Below are 18,444 nucleotides of genomic sequence, written 5' to 3' on the forward strand. Positions count from 1 at the left end.
CAAGCCCGCTCACCACAAAAGCCCGCTCACCACAAAAAGCCCCTTCCCACATTGGATTGCATTTCAAATTAAGAACTGGGTTTAGCCTCGGGCACTGCGCCAGGCATTGATCAACTGCTCGAAGGTGGCTTGCACCCGCTGGACCAGGGTCTCGTCATCAATCTCCCCCGCCATCCACGCCCGGCTCGGTTCCTGGAAGATCGTGCGCCCCACGGCAAAACCCCGGCAGGTCGTACTCTGGCTGGCTTGCTGGAAGCCATCGGCGAGGAACTCGGCCGAGGCATTCAGGCCCAGCAGCACCACGCCTCGGCAGTACGGGTCGCGCTCCTGGATCAGTTCGTCGAGCTTCTTCCAGTCCTCGGCCGACTGCGCCTCGATCTTCCACCACGCCGGGTAGATGCCCAGGTTGTACAGGCGCTTGAGGCTGCGATAGAGCACGTCGGGGTAAGTGGACGGGTGATCCTTAGGCGGGATGACTTCCAGTAGCAGTTCATGGCCGCTGACGATAGACGCCTCGTACACCGCCTTGAGTTGCGCTTCCTGTTCCAGGCGCAGCAGCGGCTCGTCGTCCGGGTGGAATTGCACCAGGCACTTGATGATTTGTTCCTGGGGCCAGGCAATCAGGTTGCTGCCCACCGAGCGGCCATGTTCGAACGCCAGCGGCCGCGAGTTCTGCACCTCCACCGGGCGCGCAATCCACCAGCCGCGACCACTGGCGGCGTTGAGGGCGTCCTGGCCGAAGCGCTGGTCGGCGAGCAGGCCGACGTCGGCTTCCACGCCTTGCTCAGCGAGTTTTTGCTCGACGCGTTCGATGGCCTGGATAAACAGTTGCTTGATGGCGCTGATGCGCGTCGTGTCTTGGCCACCTTTCTGCGCCAGGTCCACCAACTGCCAGCGGTGGTCAAAGGCAAACACGAACAGTTGCTTCCAGTTCTTGCGCGGCACCGTCACGCGGTGCAGGCGCTGCAGCGTCACGTCCTGATCCGGGCGCGTAATCGGCACCGGGCTGTTGAACAGGTACTCGAGCTCCGCAGGCGTCGGCATCGCCGGCGCACAGGCGTGCCGCGAAACGACCAGGCCGCCGCAGGCATTGGCCAACTGGCTGCACCGTTCATCACTCGCATCGTTGATCCAGCCACTGAGGAACCCCGACATGAACGCATCGCCGGCGCCAAGCACATTGAGCACTTCCACACGCACACCGGGGTAGATGGCGCCGTCTTCCAACCGCGCGGGAATGGCGCCGTGGAGGACTGTGCAACCCTGCGGACCGAGCTTGACCACCAGGGTCGCCGGGGTCAATTCGCGCACCTTACGCAAGGCGGTGAGCAAGTCTTCGCTGCCCCCCGCAATCAGGAATTCTTCTTCGGTGCCGACGATCAAGTCGAAGCGCGGCAGGATTTTCTGCACGTGCTGGCTGACATTCTGATCGGCGACAAAACGGGTTTCGCCGTCGGCCTTGCCTGCCAGGCCCCACAGCACCGGGCGGTAGTCGATATCCAGCACGCGCTTGACGTTGTGCTTGGCCGCGTAATCCAGCGCCTGGATGCTGGCCTTGTACACGCCGTCGGTGGAGAAATGCGTGCCGGTGATCAGCAGGGCTTTGCTCGACGCGATAAAGGCTTCGTTGATGTCTTCGGCACGCAAGGCCATGTCGGCGCAGTTTTCGCGGTAGAACACCAAAGGGAAGGTTTCGCGGTCCTTGAGGCCGAGCAACACCAGGGCGGTGAGGCGCTCCGGGTCGACCTTGATGCCGCTGACATCGCAGCCTTCACGCGCCAGCGATTCCACCAGGAAGCGCCCCATATGGTCGTCGCCGACCCGGCTCAACATCGCCGACTTGAGCCCCAGCCGCGCGGTGCCGAAAGCGATGTTGGCGGAGGATCCGCCGAGGTACTTGGCAAAGCTGGATACGTCCTCAAGCCGCGCACCCACTTGCTGTGCATAGAGGTCGACGCCCAGGCGCCCGAGGCAAATCAGATCCAATTGACGCCCACTGGCAAAACGAGTCTGGCCCATGCTGGCTCCTGTTATTTTTATCAGCCTGCGTTTTGCCGCCGTGGCGACGGCAAACGCTCTTGGTGGGAGCAGACTAGAACGTCCTGCGGCGCCAATCAATATTTATTCCATATATTTTTTCATTGGAATATTTTTTCCATTAAGCTTGTACAAGAGCATGCAAGCGGCAGTGCATCGTTTCAGCAGGCCATGGCCGCCGTGATGCCGAGGTATTTTTTTGCGCCTACCCTGTAGACTTGCGCCACCCATCAGCGCATCAGAAGAACACGCCAGAAGGATTGCCCATGTCCCGCACCGATCCCGAGACCACCCTGGAAGACTCTATCGCCAGCCCTCCGATCAATGCCGAGCGCCTGTTGCAGCTGATCACCGACGAATACGAGAGCCTGCCGCGCCAACTCAAGCGCATCGCCAGCTACATGAGCCAGCAGAGCGACCGGATCATGGTCGACCGCATCAGCGACATCGCCCGTGAGTGCGAAGTGCACCCGTCGGCCATCGTGCGCTTCTCCCAGCGCTTCGGTTTCAGTGGGTTCAGTGAGATGCAGGCGCTGTTTCGCGAGGCCTACACCCACAAGACCACACCGGTGCAGAACTACCAGCAGCGCATCCGCAGCATGATCGCCAACAAGTCGCAGAAAGCCAGCGGCGGCGACCTGGCGCGCGAGTGCGTCAACGCCACCCTGTCCGGAATCGAGCGCCTGGGGCTGGAACTGGATGACGTGGCCTTCGACAAGGCCGTGGACCTGGTGGTCAACGCCGACAACATCTACGTGGTCGGCGTGCGCCGCTCCTTTGCGGTGGCTGATTACCTGGTCTACAACCTGCAGCACACCAACAAGCGCATCCATCTGATCTCGGGCCTGGGCGGCAGCTACCGCGAGCAGATGCGCAGCGTGCGCGCCAATGACCTGGTGATCGCCATCAGTTTCACGCCCTACGGCAAAGAGACCCAGCACTGCCTGCGCATCGCCCAGCACCACCAGGCCAAGACGCTGATCATCACCGACAGCAACCTGTCGCCCCTGGCCAAGCGCGCGAACGCGGTGCTGTTGGTCAATGAAGGTTCGTCGTTTGCCTTCCGCTCGTTGAGCGCCACCCTGTGCCTGTGCCAAGCGCTGTTTATTGCGGTGGCGTACCGGTTGGAGTTGAAAGTGGACGAGATCCACGAGCAGGTTGGGTTTGATGACTGACCTGCTGCCCCACCTTGTGATCAGTAAATAGCTGCCAGCGCGCGGCCGTGGTGACAAGTTGGCTGGCGCTACACACCACCCAATGTGAGAGCGGGCTTGCCCGCGAAAGCGCCGTGTCAGTCAACTCATGAGTCACTGATACACCGCATTCCCGAGCAAGCCCGCCCCCACAGTTTTTTACCGAGTAAGACGTGCTATCAGTGCACGAATATCGCAATCAGGATGATGATCGGGATTGGGATACCGAGGAACCACAGAAGTAATGAGCGCATGATGTTCTCCTTGAATTAACGTACGAAGTGTTCGGTGTCGACATACACCACGGCATCGCGACGGCGACCGCCGAAGGTGGCTGCGAAGCTGGCGAAAAATGCACCGATCAACAGCGCGATAAAGGTCCACAGCGAGGTATACGCAGCGACTTTGGCGGCCGTGTCAGCGGCTTGCTTGGCTTTGAGCTTGGCGTCTTCAACGGCTTTACGGGCATCGCCGTAGACCTTGTCGATTCGCGCCTCGGCATCCGCCTGGCTGAGGTTGGTGCGTTGGCTGATTAGTTGGGCCAGGTAGGCACGATCTTCGGCGGCAAGCTGGCCGTCGTTGCTCAGGGTGCGAGTGAAGATGCGTGCAACCACGCCGTGGGCCGCGTCTTCACTGACGGCAACCGGGCGATCATCGCGGAACAGGCTGTCAACGTAGTAATCGAAGTCGCCGCCGTTGACGCCCTTGGCGGCACTGCCGGCCGCTTGGGTGATACCACTGGCGGCGCCCGCTGCAACGCTCGCGCCGGCTTTGACGCCACCGCTGACGACACTGCTGACCGAACCCACCACCAGCACCGCCGTGATCAGCGTGGCAACAGCCCAGGCCAGGAAGCCGTGGGCGGTGTCGCGAAAGTACACCTCATCGCCGTGCATATTGGCCCACTTCACGCGCAACCGACCGGCGATATAACCGCCCAGCCCGGACGCGACGATCTGCGTGAACGCCAGCCAGACAATCGTGGAAATGCCAAGCCCCTTGGCACTGATACCGCTGTCGGCCCACGGCGACACCGCCGAAAAGCCCAGGCCGAAGCCCAGCAGTACCAGGATCAGCGACAACGCAGCCGCAGCAGCGGCCCCGGCAAAGATCGCCCCCCAGGAAACCCCGGAGAGCGCGCTCGACTCTTGCAGCGTGGATGAGGATGTAATCATTGTTGTTTTGCTCCAAGGCAGAAAAATAGTGTTACAAGTCTCAAAAGGGACAGTGCAGTCACCATGCCAGTCGCGATTAAATTTAAAATCGTTATAGATCAATAGCTTAAGTATTTTGAACTTACCAAAACCATGCAAGTTGCAAGAATCGATCGTTTAAGGCGGGCGTTATGCATTCCATGCACTGAGCGGTGATGAAATCTGTGTCAGTTTTGCCAAGATGAAGTTTTATTTAGGAAGCGTTCAGGCATTTCTTGGCAAAATGTGTCCACTTCTAGTGTCAATCGCTCACCAGGTAATCCTATGACCCGTATTTTGACCATCGAGGATGACGCCGTAACAGCCCGCGAGATCGTCGCCGAGCTGAGTAGCCATGGACTGGATGTAGACTGGGTAGACAACGGCCGCGAAGGCCTGGTCCGCGCAGTGAGTGGGGATTACGACCTGATCACCCTTGATCGCATGCTGCCGGAACTCGATGGCCTGGCCATCGTCACGACCCTGCGTACCATTGGTGTATCAACACCGATCCTGATGATCAGTGCCCTCTCCGATGTCGACGAGCGCGTGCGCGGCCTGCGGGCCGGGGGTGATGATTACCTCACCAAGCCGTTCGCCTCGGATGAAATGGCCGCCCGTGTCGAAGTGCTGCTGCGACGCAAAAGCACGGTCAAGGAATTCGAAACCGCCCTGCGCGTGGCCGACCTGGAACTGAACCTGATCAGCCGCGAAGCCAGCCGCGCCGACCAGCCCCTGAGCCTGTTGCCCACCGAATACAAACTGCTCGAGTTCCTGATGCGCAACACCGGACAGATCCTGTCGCGGATGATGATTTTCGAGGAAGTCTGGGGCTATCACTTCGACCCAGGTACCAACCTCATCGACGTGCACATCGGTCGCCTGCGCAAAAAGATCGACCCACCGGGCCTCACGCCGCTGATCCGCACGGTACGAGGTTCCGGTTATGTCATTGCTGAACCCCTCTAAAGGCTGGCGCTCCTCCAGCAGCCGTTTGCTGGCGCTGTACAGTTCGTTGTTCGTGGCCTGGAGCTGCATCCTGATGGGGGTGTTGTATTACGAGGTTTCCGGGTACCTGGGCGACCTGTCGCGCCATTCCCTACTGCAGCGCCAGCACTTGTTCCAGCGTTTTGACGGCGAAGAACTGGTGGAAGCCCTGACCACCAGCATGACCTTCGACATGAAGGGCGTGGACGCCTACGGCCTGTTCGACGAGCAGTTCCGGCCCTTGAACGGGCCGATCCGCGCGATGCCGCCGGACCTGCCCCTGGACGGCAAGATTCACGCCCTGGCCAATTGCGTCGACTCCGACGACCCCAAACTGCCCAAGGACAGCTGCGACGCCGTGGCCACCCACACCGACGACGGCCGCTGGCTGGTGCTGGTGCGTGCCAACGGTTCGTTGTTTGGCGTGACCCGCATCATCTGGCATGCGCTGTTGTGGGCGCTGTCGCTGACGATCATCCCCGGTGCCGCCGGCTGGCACTTGCTGCGCCGCCGTCCGTTGCGGCGCATTCGCGGCATCCAGGCCAGCGCCGAAGCCATCGTCGCCGGTGACCTCACCCACCGCCTGCCGCTGTCCGATCGGCGTGACGAACTGGACATGCTTGCCGCCATCGTCAACGCCATGCTCGACCGCATCGAGAAGCTGATGAACGAGGTCAAGGGTGTGTGCGACAACATCGCCCACGACCTGCGCACCCCGCTCACGCGCCTGCGTGCGCAGCTGTATCGCATCAAACAGGAGGCTGAGGCGGAGTCGGACTATGCGGTGAAACTGGACGACGCGATTGCCGAAACCGACACCCTGATGGCGCGGTTTCGCGGGCTGTTGCGGATATCCGAACTGGAAGACCACCAGCGGCGCTCAGGTTTCCTGGTCATGGACCCGTTACCGCTGCTGCGCGAACTGCATGACTTCTACCTGCCCCTGGCCGAAGAAGGCGAACTGCAACTGAAGCTGGAAATCCCGGAGTCCCTGCCGTGGATCACCGGCGACCGCGCCCTCTTGTTCGAAGCCCTGGCCAACCTGCTGAGCAACTCGATCAAGTTCTCCCCTCCGGGCGGCGAAGTGATGCTGCGCGGGGTCAATGATGCCGGCAGTACACGCATTGAAGTGCATGACTCGGGGCCGGGTATACCTGCGGCGGAGCGTGACGCGGTGTTCCAGCGTTTCTATCGCGTGGATGAAAGCGACCAGCAAGGCGGGTTCGGGCTGGGCTTGTCGATTGTGGCGGCGATCATCAACTTGCATGGGTTCAAGTTGGAAGTGGGTACGAGCGCGCAAGGGGGCGCGCGCCTGATTCTGGAGTGCCGCCAACAGTTGATGCCTGAAGCCTGATCCATCAGGCAGTGAGGTCCACAGGTGGGAGGGGGCTTGCCCCCTCCCACATTTTATTGCTGGGCCTGAAGGATCGAATCAGGCCGGGAAGTTGGCCCGCAACGCCTCCAACCCACCGCTGTAGACACCGGCAAACAACTCCTCCACCGCCGAATCCGTAGTCCCCACCGCCGGGGTGAACACACCGGACCAGGTGACTTTCGCCGACGTCTCGCTCAGCGCTTCAACCTGCAACGTCGCCAGGTACGCACTCACCGGAAACGGCGACTGTTCGATGGTGTAGCTGTAAGTACGCCCCACGTTATCGAACGTCTGCAAACGCTCGACCACCACGCCGCCATCGGCGGTTTCCAGATGCCGCACACGGCCGCCATCGCTGGGCTCGCTCTTGACGATAAACGGCAGCCAGTCCGGCAGGCTGTTGAAGCCGCCGACCAATTGCCAGACCTGATCGGCCGAAACCGGAACTTCAATGACCGAAGACGCTGTTGCCACGATTAATACTCCCTAAAATGAAAAACAATTCAGATTGCCATGCTGTCGACAACACCACCATCGACCCGCAACGCGGCACCGGTGGTGGCAGAAGACAGGGGTGAAGCAATGTAAGCCACCAAGTTGGCGACTTCATCCACATTCGCCGCCCGCTGGATGATCGACGTCGGCCGCGCATGACGCACGAAGACATCCGCCTCGTCCCGCGCACTGCGCCCGGATTTCTGGGTCGCGTCCTTGAGCATCTGCTCCAGGCCATCGGTGAAGGTCGGGCCCGGCAGCACGGCGTTGACCGTCACACCCGTCCCTGCGAGGCGCTTGGCCAAGCCATGGGACACCGCCAGGTTGGCGCTTTTGGTCACGCCGTAATTGATCATGTCCGCCGGCGTCGCCACACCGGATTCCGACGACACGAAGATCACCCGTCCCCAGCCTTGCTCAACCATGCCCGGCACGTAATGGCGCGCCAGGCGTACGCCGGAGATCACGTTGACCTCGTAGAAGCGCGTCCACTCACTGTCCGGCGCTTCAAAGAAATCCACATCGTTGAAGATGCCCAGGTTGTTGACCAGGATGTCGGCACGCGGTTCGGCGGCGAACAGTTTTTCTGCGCCTTCGACCGTGCCGAGGTCCGCCACCCACCCGCGCAGGTCCGCGCCTGGCACGGCCTGACGGATGCTCGCCAATGCATCATCCACCTTGCCGGCGTCACGTCCGATCACCACCACCGTGGCGCCGGACTGTGCCAGCGCGAGGCTGATACCCAGGCCGATACCGGCGGTGCTGCCACTGACGATGGCCACTTTACCGCTTACATCAATTTTCATCGGTTGAACTCCTGAAGTTAACGCGGCAGTGGTGCACGGTCCGAGATCAATCGGGCATCGCGCAGGGCCTGCCAGAAGGCTGCCGGGATTTTCTCTGACAACGCCGCGACGTCTTCGGCAATCCGCCCCGGACGACTGGCGCCTGGAATCACCGCCGCCACGGCCGGATGCGCCAGGGAGAATTGCAGGGCTGCGGCTTTCACGCTCACACCAAACGCTTGGGCAATCGCCTTGATCTGCTCGACCTTTTGGATGATCGCCGGGCTGGCCTGCTGGTATTCGAAATGCTCACCACCGGCGAGAATGCCGGAGCTGTAGGGGCCACCGACGACGATCTCGACGTGCTGCGCCAGGGCCGCGTCCATCAGGCGTTGCAGGGCACGATCGTGGTCCAACAGAGTGTAGCGGCCGGCCAGCAAAAAACCGTCGGGTTGCGCTTCGGTCAGGTCCAGGGTCAGTTCGCAGGGCTCGACGCGGTTCACACCCAGGCCCCAGGCCTTGATCACACCTTCTTCGCGCAGCCGGGTGAGGACTTTGAATGCGCCGGTGCGGGCTTGGTTGAAGTACTCCAGCCACTGGTCGCCGTAGAAGTCTTGGGCGATATCATGGATCCACACGATGTCCAGGCGATCGGTCTGCAGGCGTTCCAGGCTGTCTTCAATCGAGCGCATCGTTGCATCGGCGCTGTAGTCGTTGACCATCTTGTTCGGGCGACCGTGTTCGAACACGCCGCTTTTTTCGCCAAGGTCACGGGGGCTTTCTTCGACTTCATCAAGAATCACCCGGCCGACTTTGGTGCTGAGCACGAAGTCATCGCGGTTGTACTGCGACAGCGCCTGGCCCAGACGCAATTCGGAAAGGCCCGAGCCATAGAACGGCGCGGTGTCGAAGTAGCGCACGCCGGCGTTCCAGACGGCCTCGACAGTGGCCTGGGCTTCTGCTTCGGGGATGGCGCGGAACATATTGCCCAGCGGTGCGGTGCCGAAGCCCAGAACGCCGGGCAGTGTGTCTTTCAAACTCATGGTGGGATCCTCAATCGGTTCGTGGTCGCGGTGACCGTTGAGCAGAGGCTAGATTGCCTAGATCGGACCGTCCAAGACATACTGCGACCAACTTGAGTCGCTACAGGTCTTAAAGAAAAGGTCCAACATGATCGATCTCCGTCAACTGCGCTATTTCGAAGTGGTCGCTGAAGAAGAACACGTCGGCCGCGCCGCCGAGCGCTTGCACATCTCCCAATCGCCGCTGAGCCGGCAGATCGCCCAGCTCGAAGAGCGCCTGGGCCTGACCCTGTTCGAACGCAGCCAGCAACGTATCCGCCTGACCCGTGACGGCCAGACCTTCCTGGCGGAAACCAAGGCGCTGCTGACCCACGCCAATCGCCTGGAGTCCCTGGGCAAGCGCCTGGGCCGCGGTGAAGAAGGCGGCCTGTGCATCGGCTATATCGAAAACGCCATGCACGCCGGTGTACTGCCCAACGCCTTGCGCGTCCTGAGGGACGACCGGCCCACCGTGCATATCAAGCTGTACAACCTGCCATCCCTCGAACAACTCGAAGGCCTGCGCCAACGCAGCCTGGACATCGCCCTGGTCGGCGAACCACCCGCCGCCGATGACCCGGACCTGACCGCGCTGCAGGTGCTCGACGACCCCATGCTGCTGGCAATGCCCGAGCATCATCCATTGGCCCGCCAAAACGCGCTGTTGCCGGAACACCTGGCCGACCAGGAATGGATCGGCGTGCAGCGCAAACCCGGCGCCAACCCCGCCGACGACTTCGTCGCCGCCTGCATCCGCGCTGGTTTCACCCCGCAGATTCCCATGGAGGCCGGTGAGCCGTTTACCGCCTTGGGGCTGGTCGCTTCGGGGCTGGGCGTGGCAATGGTGCAAAAAGGCCTGAGCCGCAATGCACCACCGGGCGTGGTGTTGCGGGAGTTGCCGTGGATGACCTACACCACGCCGCTGTGGGCGGCGTGGCATCGGATAAACCTACGGCCGTTGGTAGAAACCTTCCGAAAGGTACTCACCGAGTCACAGCGCTGACTCATCTATACCTGTTAGAAGTGACAGTTGTCGGTCCTGTCCCGCAGGCGTTTAATGCTGTCGAACCCTGTCGCGTAACCTCAATGCGCTAGGCCTGAGCATGGAACGTTCAAGGATAGAATGACAATGACGACTATATTCAAAACAGCTATCTCGTCACTGATGTTGGGCACAGGGGCGATACTTTGCAGCTACAACTCAGCGGCGTACGCCGCGACGTTCGTTAACTTAGGTCACGCTGCAGGAGCTCAATGCTCAACCGCCTGGGTCAACGATAATGCACAAGCCGTAGGCAACTGCTCGCCCCCCAGCGCCAGTGCCAATAATGTGCCGTGGTTTTCAGCCACATTGGCCGGACCTCAGCAGACTCTGGCGCCCTTGGTGGCAGGCCAGCCTTGTATGACCCTGGCGATCTCCAACAATGGCTGGATTGTTGGGAGTTGTGCCAATGGCACAAATCGGTTTTTCGCCACCGTCTGGAGTGCAACCGCGCCAAACAACACACCGACAGTGCTGACACCGCTTCCTCCGTCACTGTTATTTCCGCTGCTGCGACCAGCTGATGTACAGACAGCGGCATCCGCACAAAATCAATACGGCGCAGTCATCGCGCAGAGTATCAGTGCCTCTCAAGACTCTACGGTAGTGCTGTACACGGCCGGAAGTGGCACGCCCGAGCGTGTCTCGGGATGGGGTGATAACTGTACCGGCATCGAAGTGAATAACACGCTGACCAATGGTTATCCTGATGTCTTGATGAACTGCCCGGGAAACACCGGCCAACCTGTCATAAAAATCGCCAAGTGGGCCGCTGGCGGCTACAGCCTCACTACACTCGCGTTACCCTCCGGCGCCAGCTACTGCTGGGCGGCAGGCATGAACGATCAAAGTGAAGTCGCAGGTACTTGCCTCTACCCTGACTCGAACACCAATGTCAGCAAAACAGCGTTCTGGCCCTCGCCAACGAGCGCACCCCGGACGCTTACGCTACCTTTGAACGCCAAAAACGCTGCGAAGGCGATTAACAATGCAGGGCATATCCTGGCCAGGCGCGGTGACGATACCGGCATCGCACAAGATCTCTTCTGGGAAGACACAAACTCGAGTCTCGGCGTACGACCAATCGTACCTCTGCCTGGCAGCGTCATGACGAAAGCCGTTGGTCTTGGAAATGACGATACCATCGCATTGAACTGCCAAGACAGTAACCAGTACCCCACGGGGTGTTACTGGACACCGTCAGGCGGAACCCAACCTCTTGCTCCCCTGCCGGGGGGGTTACTCAGCGCGCTAGCCGGAATAGCACCTGCCGGCAAATTTGTCTTTGGCGCAGCCACCAGCGCAACACAGACCTTGAACGCAGTAGCAGCCCAGTTGCCCTGAAAAAGACAGCGTCAAGCATTAAGGACGGCTAACTATCCAGTGATTCAGGAGACGATTGTGAAACGACTTAAGGCATTTACGTTTTTTGCATTGTTAATCGGCCCAGTAATGCTTGCCTCTACATCCTATGCCGCAGGATGGCATAACGGGGATTACTACATAGGGGGTAGTTGGGCTGACGATAGGGGATGGGAAGGATGGGGGCTCTTGGGAGCAATCATGGACGGTTCCCTATGGAGGAAAGCCACACCTGAAGTACCTATAACAGGTGGATCTGTAAAAGAAGCCAATGCACCCGACCCATCGAAGTGCAGTGGAGGATACCGTTGGGGCCGAGTAACACCGAATGATGTAATCACCAAAATTGACTGTTAATGAGAGGATAAAAGCTAGGAAGCGGGGCGGATTGTCAACAGAGCCTGCCTCTTTTCCTGCAATTACCCAAGTATCTCACGCAACCGAAACCACATCATCCCCAGCGCCAACAGCGGCGAACGCAGCGCCTTGCCGCCGGGAAACGTCATGTGCGGCACTTGACTGAACATATCCAGGCCCTGGCTGTGACCGGCGTGGATACCCTCGGCCAGCAGCCTTGCACACCAGTGCGTCACGTTCAGCCCATGCCCCGAATACCCCTGGGCATAAAACACATTCGGGTACTGCTTCAACCGCCCCACCTGCGGAAAACGGTTGGCCGTGATGCCGATCTTGCCGCCCCACTGAAACTCAATGGCGGTCTGGGCCAATTGCGGGAACACCTTGAGCATTTTCGGCTGCATATAGGCGGCGATGTCCGCTGGGTCGCGTCCGGAGTAATGGCAGGCGCCGCCGAACAACAGGCGTCGGTCGGCGGACAGTCGGTAGTAGTCCAGGCCGACTTTCTGGTCGCACAGCGCGAGGTTTTGCGGGATCAACGGGGTGGCGATGTCCTCCGATAACGGCTCGGTGGCGATGATGTAGCTGCCGGCCGGAAGCACCTTGCCGCTCAAACGGGGCTCCAGTTCCTCCAGGTGCGCATTGCACGCCAGCACCAGGCTGGCCGCGCGCACGGTGCCACCGGCGCAGCGCACCTGCACGGTGTCGCCGTGGAGCAGTTCCAGCACTTCGGTGTGCTCGAAAATCCGCACGCCGAGGGACTCGGCCAGCCGTGCTTCACCCAATACCAGGTTCAGCGGATGCAAATGCCCGGAGCCCATGTCCACCAGGCCACCGGCATACACTGTCGAGCCCACCACCTGTTGCATGTCCTGTGGGCCGACCAGACGGGTTTCATGCACGTACCCCAGGTCGGCCAGGTGTGCCTGCTCGGCCTTGAACGCGGCGAACTGTGCCGGCGTATTGGCCAATTCACAAAAGCCCCAGCGCAGGTCGCAGTCGATGCTGTGCTCGCGAATGCGTTCGCCCACCAGCGCCACCGACTCAATCCCGGCGCGTTCCAGGTAACGCACGCCCTCCTCGCCCACATGCTTGGCGAACCCCGACACGTCATGGCCGATGCCGCGAATCAACTGCCCGCCATTGCGCCCGCTGGCGCCCCAGCCGATGCGCCGGGCTTCCAACAGGACTACCGAGAGCCCACGCTGGGCCAGTTCGATGGCGGTATTGACGCCGGTGAAGCCGCCGCCGATCACGCACACGTCAGCGGTCAGGTCGGAGCCCAGTGCCGGACGCTCCGCCAGGGCGTTGGCCGTGGCTCGGTAGTAGGAGTGGGCGTGGTCAGTTGACTGGATCATTTATTGGTCTTCACTTTGCTCCACGCGCGGGTCATCAGGCGCATGGTCGCCGGGGTGGGCGTGGTGGAAATGTAGAGTTTGTCGAGCACGGCCTGTGGCGGGTACACCTCGGGGTTGTTCACCAGTTCCGGGGCCATGAAGGCCTTGGCGGCCGGGTTGGCATTGGCATAGCCCACCGAGGCGCTGACCTTGGCGATCACTTCAGGGTCGAGCAGGTAATTGATGAACGCGTGGGCTTCTTTCGGGTTACTCGCGTCGGCGGGAATCGCCAACAGGTCGAACCACAGGTTGGAGCCTTCCTTGGGAATCGAATAGGCAATGTTCACGCCGTTCTTGGCTTCCTTGGCGCGGTTGGCGGCTTGGAACACGTCGCCGGAATAACCGAAGGCCACGCAGATATCGCCGTTGGCCAAGTCCGAGATGTACTTGGAGGAATGGAAATAGGTGATGTACGGCCGCAGCGTCAGCAGCTTGGCTTCGGCCTGCTTGTAGTCCTCGGGATTCTCACTGCGCGGGTCCTTGCCCAGGTAGTTGAGGATGGCCGGGAACAGCTCGTCCGCCGAATCGAGGAAGGCCACGCCGCACTGGTTGAGCTTCTTGATGTTCTCGGGCTCGAACAGCACCGCCCACGAATCGATACGGTCGACGCCGAGCACCTGCTTGACCTTGTCGACGTTGTAACCGATGCCATTGGTGCCCCACAGGTACGGCACCGAGTGTGCGTTACCGGGGTCGTTTTTCTCCAGCAGCGCGAGCAGCTTGGGGTCGAGGTTCTTGAAGTTGGGCAGTTGCGCACGGTCGAGCTTGAGGAACGCACCGGCCTTGACCTGTCGCGCCAGGAAGTGGTTGGACGGCACCACCACGTCATAGCCGGTGCGCCCGGCCAGCAACTTGCCCTCCAGGGTTTCGTTGGAGTCGAATACGTCGTAGACCGGCTGGATCCCGGTCTTGGCCTGGAAATCGGCCAGGGTGGTCTCGCCGATGTAGTCGGTCCAGTTGTAGATGCTCACCGTCGGTGCCGCCTGGCTGGTGCTGCTGAATGCCGCCACCAGTGCCAGCGGGAGAAGCTGTTTCACAAGACGCATATCGACACCCCTTTATTGGTTGTTAGACGCTCAACAGCACGACCCCACACGCCCAGGCACTGCTTGAGCCTGTCGCAGTCCATGGCTGGGGGACTGGCGTCGGCTTGTACACCTGGCGCATTGAGGTCTATCTTGAGGCCGCTGCCCGTCGGCATCTATCCACTTTGCACGCACCACAACGCACCATTAGAGTGCGCCCAGGGTATCCCATGACACAGTCGACAGCGTTGCGCGTACAGGCCTTCACCACCGGTGATGTGACCGCTCAATGCGGTGCGACACCCGGCTGGGTGCAGCAGTACCAGCAGATGTCCCCAGGGCATTTCGCCGGGCAGATCCGCTACCTCGACCTGCAAGGCGTGCAGGTGTACGAAGAGCGCATGAACACCCGCGTGGAGCAGCATTTCAACGCGCCGTCAGGGTCGTTGGCGTTCTGTTTCGACGGCAGCGACAACGCGCTGTACGTGCTCAATGGCGAAAGCCGCAACACCTGGATCACCCCGGAAAACTACCGCGAAGTGGCGGTGGTGTTCGGGCCGCAATTTGTGCAGCGTCATGGGCTGGATGTGGCAACACTCGAAGGCTTGTTCATGGCCCCGCTGACGAGCCAGCAGAACGCGCTGTTCAGCCGTTGGTTAAGTAGCACGCTGACACGCTTGCCCACGGTCACCGACCCCGCCCCCCTCACCCAACAGTTGCTGGACGATTGCCTGTTCATCCTCGACAACGCCTGCGTCTGCCTGGACCGCCACGCGTTGCAGCGGCGCAGCGACGAACGCCAGTTGATGGCGCGCATTGGCGAATGGGCGGCAGACGTTCCGGACGAAACCGTCAACCTGCTGGAACTGGCCCGGATTGCCGGCGTGCCGTTGCGCCAGTTGCAGCAGGGCTTCAAGACCTACACTGGCATGAGCCCGGCGCAGTGGTTGCGGCTGCGACGGTTGAATGGGGCGCGACGGGAGTTATTGAACTCACCCGGCACCACGGTGGCGGAGGTGGCGATGAATTGGTCGTTCTGGCATTTGGGGCGGTTTTCCAACAGTTATCGCGCGCTGTTCAAGGAATTGCCCAGTGAAACGTTGAAACATCGCCACTAACGGAGAAACCTTCTCAATACCTTGTAAAACCTGGCCGATATGCCTAGCTTATGCGCCCCCCGCCCCGCGCTTTAAGGCCTTGCCCCCATGGTTTTGCGTTTTCGTCCCGTCGTCACCTCACGTTTCGCCCTCGGCCTGCTGCTCAGTGGCGGCATCGGTAACAGCCTGGCGGCTGAAATTGAGCTGCCGGCGGTGAAGGTCCAAGGCCAGGACACGTCAGGCTACCGCAGTGAAACCGCCTCGGTCGGCAGCTTCGATGACGCGCCGCTGCTGGACACCCCGGCCTCGATCACCGTGATCAACGCCGCGCTGATCAAGGACCAGCAAGCGCGCCTGCTCAGTGAAGTGCTGCGCAACGACGCCTCGGTGGGCGACAGCTATGCGCCCATTGGCTATTACGAAAACTTTGTGGTGCGCGGCTTCTCGCTGAACGCGGCCAGCAGCTACAAGATCAATGGGCGCACCATCACCGGCGAGCAGAACGTTGCCCTGGAAAACAAGCAGCAGGTGGAAGTGCTCAAGGGCCTGGCGGGCCTGCAAAGCGGCATCTCCGAGCCCAGCGGCGTGATCAACTACGTGACCAAGCGCCCGGAAGATGTGCGCTCGGTGACCGTGTCCACCGACGATCGCGGCAGCGGCTATGTCGCCACCGATGTAGGCGGCTGGTTCGGCAGCGAGCAGCAGTTCGGCCTGCGCGCCAACGTCGCCCATGAAGACCTCAATTCCTATGTGGAACACGCCAACGGCCAGCGCGATTTTGTGGCCATGGCGTTCGACTGGAACATCAGCCCGGACGCCGTGCTGCAACTGGACGCGGAGTACCAGGACAAGCAACAGCGCTCGGTGCCGGGTTACCAATTGCTGGGCGGCACGGAGGTGCCACACGGCGCCTCGCCGAAGAAACTGCTGGGGCACCAGACCGGCTCCAAACAGGTGGGCATCGACTCGCTGAACCTCAATGGCACGTTCGAATACCGCTTCAGCGATCAGTGGAAAGGCCGCCTCAGCGCGGCCCGCAGCAAGGTGGTGATCGACGATTACAGTTCGTTTGCCTGGGGTTGCTATGGGTCGACCCGTTGCACGTCAAGCGTACCGAACTACTTCAGCCCAGAAGGCAATTACGACGTCTATGACTACCGCAGCCCGGACGACACCCGCCGCGACGATGAAGTGCAGGCGGCGCTGACCGGGCTGTTCGACACCGCCGGCCTCGGCCATGAGCTGACGTTCGGTACCAGTGCGTTCCGCCGGGTGATCGACAAGCGAACATCGGTTAACGAACTGATCGGCACCACCAACATCGACGTGGACGCACCCTCGTTCACGCCGACCGACAAACCCCTCAACGCCAGCCATCGCACCCTCGACAGCCGCCAGTACGGCCTGTTCGTCACCGACCGCATCCGCCTCAACGAGCAATGGCAGACGATCCTCGGTGGCCGCGAAGTGCGGCTGGACGAAAAGGCCTTCGACGGTGTCACTGGCAGCCAGGCGCGCCACACCCAGCAATACGTGTTCCTGCCGCAGGCATCGTTGATCTACAAACCGGTCGAGAGCATTTCGCTCTACACGAGCTACAGCAAAGGCCTGTCCCTGGGCGGTACCGCGCCATGGTTCGCCAGCAACGCCGATGAAACCCTGGCACCCACCACCTCGCGGCAACTCGAGGCCGGGGTCAAATACGACTGGCGCCGCATCAGCTTTGCCGCCGCCGTGTTCCAGACCCGCCAGGCCTACCAGTACGCCAAGCCTGATGGCGCCGGCAACTTCACCTACGTGCAACAGGGCGAGCAGAAGAACACCGGGCTGGAACTGTCGGCCAACGGTTGGGCCACCGAGCGCCTGCAAATCGCAACCAGCGTGGCCGCGATTCGTGCGCGGGTCACCGGCAGCGGTACGCCGGACTATGAAGGCCACCAGGCGATCAACGTGCCCAAGCTGCGCGCCAGCGTGTATGCGGACTATGCGTTGCCATGGGTGAACGGCCTGGCGGTGCTCGGTGGCGTGCAGTACAGCGCCAAGAAGTCCGCCAACCGCACCGGCACTGTCGAGGTGGGAGATTACGCGGTGGTGAATGTGGGCAGCCGCTACACCACCCAAGTGGACGGCTATGAGACGGTGTTTCGCCTGAGCGTCGACAACCTGTTCGACAAGCGCTACTGGCGCGACGCGGGCGAGTACATGGGCGATGACTACCTGTTCCAGGGCGCGCCACTGACGGCGCGCCTGAGTGCATCGGTCAACTTCTAAGGATTACTTGGGCATCTTGCGAAAACCCACGGCCAGGCGGTTCCAGCTGTTGATGGTGGCGATCGCCACGCTCAGGTCGACCTGCTCCTGAGCGCTGAACTCGGCGGCCAACGTGTTGAAATCTTCATCCGGGGCATGGGTCTGGCTGAGCAGGGTCAGGCTTTCGGCCCAGGCCAGGGCAGCACGCTCACGTGGGGTGAAGAACGGCGTTTCGCGCCAGGCCGACAGGGTGTACAAGCGGCGCTCGGTCTCGCCGCCCTTGCGTGCATCGGCGGTGTGCATGTCGAGGCAGAAGGCGCAGCCGTTGATCTGCGATACGCGCAAGCGCACCAGTTCCAGCAGTGGCAGCTCGATGGACAGTTTGCCGACGGCGGCTTCCAGGGCGAGCATGGCTTTCATGGCGTCTGGGGAGGCGGTGTAGAAATCGGTACGGGTTTGCATGGTGATATTCCGGGGCAGTGGGGATTGATGGCTAGGTTAGTCATCGGGGCTTTGGGGAGGAATATCCAATTTTGGGTAAGACGGGGTGACCAATTGTTTGTGTGTGTGTTGGGTACATATTCGTTATTGGGGTAACGGCTGCTATTGGTTCCGCGCTTACAGCGGGCCGCTCGGTGTGCCCGTCATGCGACAGGGATTTGGGGGCCGCCCAAGCTCAAAAGCAGATCAAAAGCAGGCTGATATCTACCTGATGTATGAAGATCAAACTGTGGGAGGGGGCTTGTCCCCGATGGCGGTGTGTCATTTGCAGATGTATTAGCTGACAC

16 protein-coding genes are annotated in these 18,444 nt (G+C 61.0%); 8 read left to right on the forward strand and 8 right to left on the reverse strand.

Features of this window, described 5'->3' with window-relative positions:
* Positions 1-81: 81 nt before the first annotated feature.
* Complete coding sequence (locus tag K7431_RS28530) at positions 82-2,019, reverse strand: bifunctional 5-dehydro-2-deoxygluconokinase/5-dehydro-2-deoxyphosphogluconate aldolase (RefSeq protein ID WP_012723776.1); 1,938 nt, start codon at positions 2,017-2,019, stop codon at positions 82-84.
* On the opposite strand from K7431_RS28530, the gene K7431_RS28535 reads away from it, so the two are divergent.
* Entirely contained in the window at positions 2,018-2,221 is a 204-nt protein-coding gene (locus K7431_RS28535; RefSeq protein WP_139238017.1) for a hypothetical protein, read from the forward strand. The genes K7431_RS28530 and K7431_RS28535 overlap by 2 nt on opposite strands.
* Before the next feature lie 82 nt (positions 2,222-2,303).
* Positions 2,304-3,212 (forward strand): MurR/RpiR family transcriptional regulator, encoded by a 909-nt coding sequence (locus tag K7431_RS28540; RefSeq protein WP_012723775.1) that lies wholly within the window; start codon positions 2,304-2,306, stop codon positions 3,210-3,212.
* A 287-nt stretch (positions 3,213-3,499) separates the two neighbouring features.
* On the opposite strand, the gene K7431_RS28545 is transcribed toward K7431_RS28540, so the two are convergent.
* Entirely contained in the window at positions 3,500-4,405 is a 906-nt protein-coding gene (locus K7431_RS28545; RefSeq protein ID WP_012723774.1) for a hypothetical protein, read from the reverse strand.
* 303 nt (positions 4,406-4,708) lie between these two features.
* Here K7431_RS28545 and K7431_RS28550 point away from each other — a divergent pair, with 303 nt between their 5' ends.
* Together K7431_RS28550 and K7431_RS28555 are read left to right on the forward strand one after the other, a co-directional pair.
* On the forward strand, positions 4,709-5,392 hold the full coding sequence (locus tag K7431_RS28550) for a response regulator transcription factor (RefSeq protein ID WP_010564812.1): 684 nt from the start codon (positions 4,709-4,711) through the stop codon (positions 5,390-5,392).
* Complete coding sequence (locus K7431_RS28555; protein ID WP_012723773.1) at positions 5,370-6,764, forward strand: sensor histidine kinase; 1,395 nt, start codon at positions 5,370-5,372, stop codon at positions 6,762-6,764. The genes K7431_RS28550 and K7431_RS28555 overlap by 23 nt, the downstream gene beginning before the upstream one ends.
* A gap of 78 nt (positions 6,765-6,842) precedes the next feature.
* Here K7431_RS28555 and K7431_RS28560 read toward each other — a convergent pair whose 3' ends face one another.
* The 3 genes from K7431_RS28560 to K7431_RS28570 are packed head-to-tail and all read right to left on the reverse strand — an operon-like array spanning position 6,843 to position 9,108.
* Entirely contained in the window at positions 6,843-7,259 is a 417-nt protein-coding gene (locus K7431_RS28560; RefSeq protein ID WP_012723772.1) for an SRPBCC family protein, read from the reverse strand.
* 29 nt (positions 7,260-7,288) lie between these two features.
* On the reverse strand, positions 7,289-8,086 hold the full coding sequence (locus tag K7431_RS28565) for an SDR family NAD(P)-dependent oxidoreductase (RefSeq protein ID WP_012723771.1): 798 nt from the start codon (positions 8,084-8,086) through the stop codon (positions 7,289-7,291).
* A gap of 17 nt (positions 8,087-8,103) precedes the next feature.
* Positions 8,104-9,108: an aldo/keto reductase gene (locus K7431_RS28570; protein WP_012723770.1), complete on the reverse strand. Its 1,005-nt coding sequence runs from the start codon at positions 9,106-9,108 to the stop codon at positions 8,104-8,106.
* A gap of 127 nt (positions 9,109-9,235) precedes the next feature.
* Here K7431_RS28570 and K7431_RS28575 point away from each other — a divergent pair, with 127 nt between their 5' ends.
* A complete protein-coding gene (locus K7431_RS28575) occupies positions 9,236-10,129 on the forward strand; it encodes a LysR substrate-binding domain-containing protein (RefSeq protein ID WP_012723769.1) in 894 nt (297 codons plus the stop codon).
* A 399-nt stretch (positions 10,130-10,528) separates the two neighbouring features.
* Entirely contained in the window at positions 10,529-11,512 is a 984-nt protein-coding gene (locus K7431_RS28580) for a hypothetical protein (protein WP_224265967.1), read from the forward strand.
* Positions 11,513-11,949: 437 nt separating this feature from the next.
* Here the strand turns inward: K7431_RS28580 and K7431_RS28585 are convergent, their stop codons facing one another.
* Both K7431_RS28585 and K7431_RS28590 read right to left on the reverse strand, forming a co-directional pair.
* The gene (locus K7431_RS28585) at positions 11,950-13,245 is read right to left on the reverse strand and encodes an NAD(P)/FAD-dependent oxidoreductase (RefSeq protein ID WP_012723767.1); all 1,296 of its coding nucleotides are present in this window, start codon (positions 13,243-13,245) and stop codon (positions 11,950-11,952) included.
* A complete protein-coding gene (locus K7431_RS28590) occupies positions 13,242-14,330 on the reverse strand; it encodes a polyamine ABC transporter substrate-binding protein (protein ID WP_012723766.1) in 1,089 nt (362 codons plus the stop codon). The genes K7431_RS28585 and K7431_RS28590 overlap by 4 nt, the downstream gene beginning before the upstream one ends.
* A gap of 209 nt (positions 14,331-14,539) precedes the next feature.
* Here K7431_RS28590 and K7431_RS28595 point away from each other — a divergent pair, with 209 nt between their 5' ends.
* Positions 14,540-15,427 (forward strand): helix-turn-helix domain-containing protein, encoded by an 888-nt coding sequence (locus K7431_RS28595; protein ID WP_043205228.1) that lies wholly within the window; start codon positions 14,540-14,542, stop codon positions 15,425-15,427.
* Between the two features lie 87 nt (positions 15,428-15,514).
* Positions 15,515-17,677, forward strand: coding sequence for a TonB-dependent siderophore receptor (locus tag K7431_RS28600; RefSeq protein ID WP_012723764.1), 2,163 nt, complete (start codon positions 15,515-15,517; stop codon positions 17,675-17,677).
* A gap of 3 nt (positions 17,678-17,680) precedes the next feature.
* On the opposite strand, the gene K7431_RS28605 is transcribed toward K7431_RS28600, so the two are convergent.
* Positions 17,681-18,118: a carboxymuconolactone decarboxylase family protein gene (locus K7431_RS28605; protein ID WP_012723763.1), complete on the reverse strand. Its 438-nt coding sequence runs from the start codon at positions 18,116-18,118 to the stop codon at positions 17,681-17,683.
* Positions 18,119-18,444: the final 326 nt, after the last annotated feature.

Source organism: Pseudomonas fluorescens group sp., assembly GCF_020093335.1.
GTDB classification, from domain to species: Bacteria; Pseudomonadota; Gammaproteobacteria; order Pseudomonadales; family Pseudomonadaceae; genus Aquipseudomonas; species Aquipseudomonas petroselini.

Bases quoted from the DNA above. Each gene is read 5' to 3' on its own strand.
- K7431_RS28595 (WP_043205228.1), top strand. From the start codon at position 14,540: ATGACACAGTCGACAGCGTTGCGCGTACAGGCCTTCACCACCGGTGAT.
- K7431_RS28580 (WP_224265967.1), top strand. From the start codon at position 10,529: ATGACCCTGGCGATCTCCAACAATGGCTGGATTGTTGGGAGTTGTGCC.
- K7431_RS28570 (WP_012723770.1), bottom strand. From the start codon at position 9,108: ATGAGTTTGAAAGACACACTGCCCGGCGTTCTGGGCTTCGGCACCGCA.
- K7431_RS28535 (WP_139238017.1), top strand. From the start codon at position 2,018: ATGCTGGCTCCTGTTATTTTTATCAGCCTGCGTTTTGCCGCCGTGGCG.
- K7431_RS28555 (WP_012723773.1), top strand. From the start codon at position 5,370: ATGTCATTGCTGAACCCCTCTAAAGGCTGGCGCTCCTCCAGCAGCCGT.
- K7431_RS28550 (WP_010564812.1), top strand. From the start codon at position 4,709: ATGACCCGTATTTTGACCATCGAGGATGACGCCGTAACAGCCCGCGAG.
- K7431_RS28530 (WP_012723776.1), bottom strand. From the start codon at position 2,019: ATGGGCCAGACTCGTTTTGCCAGTGGGCGTCAATTGGATCTGATTTGC.
- K7431_RS28600 (WP_012723764.1), top strand. From the start codon at position 15,515: ATGGTTTTGCGTTTTCGTCCCGTCGTCACCTCACGTTTCGCCCTCGGC.
- K7431_RS28575 (WP_012723769.1), top strand. From the start codon at position 9,236: ATGATCGATCTCCGTCAACTGCGCTATTTCGAAGTGGTCGCTGAAGAA.
- K7431_RS28565 (WP_012723771.1), bottom strand. From the start codon at position 8,086: ATGAAAATTGATGTAAGCGGTAAAGTGGCCATCGTCAGTGGCAGCACC.
- K7431_RS28545 (WP_012723774.1), bottom strand. From the start codon at position 4,405: ATGATTACATCCTCATCCACGCTGCAAGAGTCGAGCGCGCTCTCCGGG.
- K7431_RS28540 (WP_012723775.1), top strand. From the start codon at position 2,304: ATGTCCCGCACCGATCCCGAGACCACCCTGGAAGACTCTATCGCCAGC.
- K7431_RS28585 (WP_012723767.1), bottom strand. From the start codon at position 13,245: ATGATCCAGTCAACTGACCACGCCCACTCCTACTACCGAGCCACGGCC.
- K7431_RS28605 (WP_012723763.1), bottom strand. From the start codon at position 18,118: ATGCAAACCCGTACCGATTTCTACACCGCCTCCCCAGACGCCATGAAA.
- K7431_RS28590 (WP_012723766.1), bottom strand. From the start codon at position 14,330: ATGCGTCTTGTGAAACAGCTTCTCCCGCTGGCACTGGTGGCGGCATTC.